2 protein-coding genes are annotated in these 2,899 nt (G+C 71.9%); one reads left to right on the top strand and one right to left on the bottom strand.

Annotated features, from left to right (window positions below; all coding sequences use genetic code 11):
* Window positions 1–252: 252 nt before the first annotated feature.
* Window positions 253–1,716, bottom strand: a complete 1,464-nt coding sequence (gene cls, locus ACTIGN_RS08630; RefSeq protein WP_439622824.1) for a cardiolipin synthase — start codon at window positions 1,714–1,716, stop codon at window positions 253–255.
* Window positions 1,717–1,825: 109 nt separating this feature from the next.
* Between cls and ACTIGN_RS08625 the strand changes: the two genes are divergently transcribed.
* Entirely contained in the window at window positions 1,826–2,821 is a 996-nt protein-coding gene (locus ACTIGN_RS08625; protein WP_439622822.1) for a zinc-dependent alcohol dehydrogenase family protein, read from the top strand.
* The last annotated feature ends 78 nt before the right edge of the window (window positions 2,822–2,899 follow it).

Genomic DNA, 2,899 nt, shown 5'->3' with positions numbered 1-2,899 from the left:
CCCCCCCCCCCCCCCGCCCCCCCCCCCCACCCGCGCGGCCCGGGGTGGCCGCCGCCCCCCCCCCCCCCCCCCCCCCCCGCCAACCACCGACGACTTCGACCGAGCACTTTGAACTTTGAACTGGTTAGAGGATCGGCGACGCTGACCCCCTCGCTGACGCTCGGGGTTCGCCCGGTTTCGGAGCACCTCCACAGGCACCACCGCGGGCCGCCGTCCTCAACTTGAAACGTTGAACTCGAAACTCGAAACGGATCAGAGGATCGGCGAGAACAGCCGGGCGGCGTTCTCGGCGAGGCGGCCGACGAGCGGCCGGGCCGCGTACACCGCGGGGTCGAGCCGCACCGACGCCTCCAGGTCCCTCAGGTACGCCCCCTCCAGCTCCGCGACCACCGCGGGGTCGAAGAACTGGCAGTTCGCCTCGAAGTTCAGGAGCAGGCTGCGGTTGTCCGCGTTCGCGCTGCCGACCGACGCCCACTCGCCGTCCACCAGCACGTACTTCGCGTGCATCATCCCCGGCGTGTACTGGTACACTTTCACCCCCGCGGCGAGCAGGTCGGCCCAGTAGAACCGGGCGGCCAGGAACGGGATCCACTTGTCGGGCCGGAACAGGCCGAGGTACCGCACGTCCACCCCGGACCGGGCGGCCAGCACCATCGCGTCCAGGATGCCTGCGTCCGGGACGAAGTACGGGCTGGCGATCCAGACCCGCTTGCGGGCGTTCAGGATGCCGGCGAAGTACGTCTCGCGGATCGCCTTGTACGCCGAGTCCGGGCCGGAGTGGACCACCTGCACGAGCGACGTCCCGGGCGCCGCGGGCCGGGGGAAGTACCGGGCCCCGTGCGGGGCCTCCTCGGTGGCGAAGAACCAGTCCTCCAGGAACACCCGCTGGAGCCCGTGGACGGCCGGCCCCTCGAGCCGCAGGTGCGTGTCCCGCCACGGGCCGAGGGCCGGGTCCCGGCCCAGGTACTCGTCGCCGACGTTGAGCCCGCCGGCGAACGCCACGCGGCCGTCGACCACGAGGATCTTGCGGTGGTTCCGCAGGTTCACCCGGAGCCGGTGCATCGGGCCGAGCATCGGGAGGAACGCGGCCGCCCGCCCGCCGGCGTCGGCGAGCTGCCGGAGCAGCCGCGACGAGATGTTGTAGCTCCCGATCGAGTCGTACAGGAACCGGACCTCGACCTTCCGCCGGGCGCAGTCGCACAGCGCGTCCATGAACCGGTGCCCGGTGGCGTCGTTGGCGAAGATGAAGGTCTGCAAGTGGACGTGCCGCTCGGCCGCCTTGATCGCGGCGAGCATCGCGTCGTAGGCCGGGTGCCCATCGTGGTACAGGGCGACCGCGTTGCCGCCGGTGACCGGGAACCCGTCGCCGTGGTGCCCGAGCCGGGCCAGCGTGTCCCACCGCTCGGGCACGCCGGCCCCGGGCGCACCGGTCGCGGCGTGGCCCTCGCCCCCGTGGTCGAGCCGCTGGTACGCCGACCGCTTGCTCTGCTTCCGCCGGAGCGGGCGCTCGATGTACTGCGACCCGAACAGGAAGAACAGCAGCGCCCCGAGGAACGGGACCAGGAGCACGGTGAGGCTCCACGCGATGGCCGACATCGTCTCCCGCTTGGTCTGGAGCACCCACACCAGGGTGCCCCCGACCACGAGCACGTCGAGCACCACGAGCGACCCGGCGATGTCCGGCGCGAACCGGGTGACGAAGTCCATGAAGCCCATCGCGTCTCGCCCGCCAGGATTTCGACCGGGTGCCCCCGGTTCACATTACGGACCGGTTCCCATAATCAACAACGGCGTCCGCCGCGCACCACCCCGATCCGAGGTTCCCGTGAAGCGAGTCGTATTCGAGCAGACCGGGCCACCGGCCGACGTTCTCAAGCTCCAGGACGACGTGCCGGCCCCGGTCCCGGCCCGCGGCGAGGTGCTGGTGCGGATGCTCGCCAGCCCGGTGAACCCGTCCGACCTCATGTACGTCGCCGGCCGGTACGGGCTGGCGCCGAAGCTCCCGGCGACCCCGGGGTTCGAGGGCGTCGGGGTGGTCGAGGGGACCGGCGGCGGGCTCCTCGGGTGGCTCCGCAAGGGGAAGCGGGTCGCCGTCATCAACGACCGCGTCGGCAACTGGGCCGAGTACACCGTCACCAAGGCCCGGCAGGTGGTCCCGGTGCCCGACGACCTGAGCGACGACCAGGCCGCGACGTTCTTCGTGAACCCGGCCACGGCGCTCGTCATGACGCAATCGGTGCTGGACCTCCGGCCCGGCGACTGGCTGCTGCAGTCCGCGGCCGGCGGCGAACTCGGGAAGATGATCGTCCGCCTCGGCAAGCTCCGCGGGTTCCGCACGCTGAACGTGGTCCGCCGCCGCGAGCAGGTGGCCGAACTCAAGGCGCTCGGGGCCGACGCGGTGCTCGTCGAGTCCGACGGCCCGCTCCCCGAGCAGGTGAGGGCGGCCGTGCCCGCGGGGGTGCGGTTCGCGATCGACCCCGTGGGCGGCAAGACCGCCTCGGAGGTGGTCGCGTCGCTGGGGCAGGGCGGGCGGTGCCTGCTGTACGGGTCGCTGTCGGACGACCCGCTCACGGTCCACCCGCGGTTCCTGCTGTCGAACGCCGTGACGGTCGAGGGGTTCTGGCTCGGCGTGTGGGCCAAGCGGCAGCCCGTGCTGAAGATGCTGAAGCTGTTCAAGCAGGTGCGGGCGCTCATGCGCGACGGCGTGCTGCAATCGACGTTCGCCGCGACCTACCCGCTCGAAGAGGTGAAGAGGGCCGTCGAGCACGCCGCGGCCCCGGGGAAGGGCGGCAAGGTGCTGCTCCGCATCGGCACGCGGTGACGCTATCGGCTCCTGGCGAGCCGGGAGCGTCAGCGACCGGAGCAGCGTCAACCAATACACTCCGGTCGCTGACGCTCC

Origin of the sequence: Gemmata sp. (assembly GCF_051859125.1) — a bacterium.
Lineage (GTDB): Bacteria > Planctomycetota > Planctomycetia > Gemmatales > Gemmataceae > Gemmata.
The sequence above is the reverse complement of the archived record's forward strand: the minus strand, read 5'-3'. Positions and strand labels throughout refer to the sequence as shown.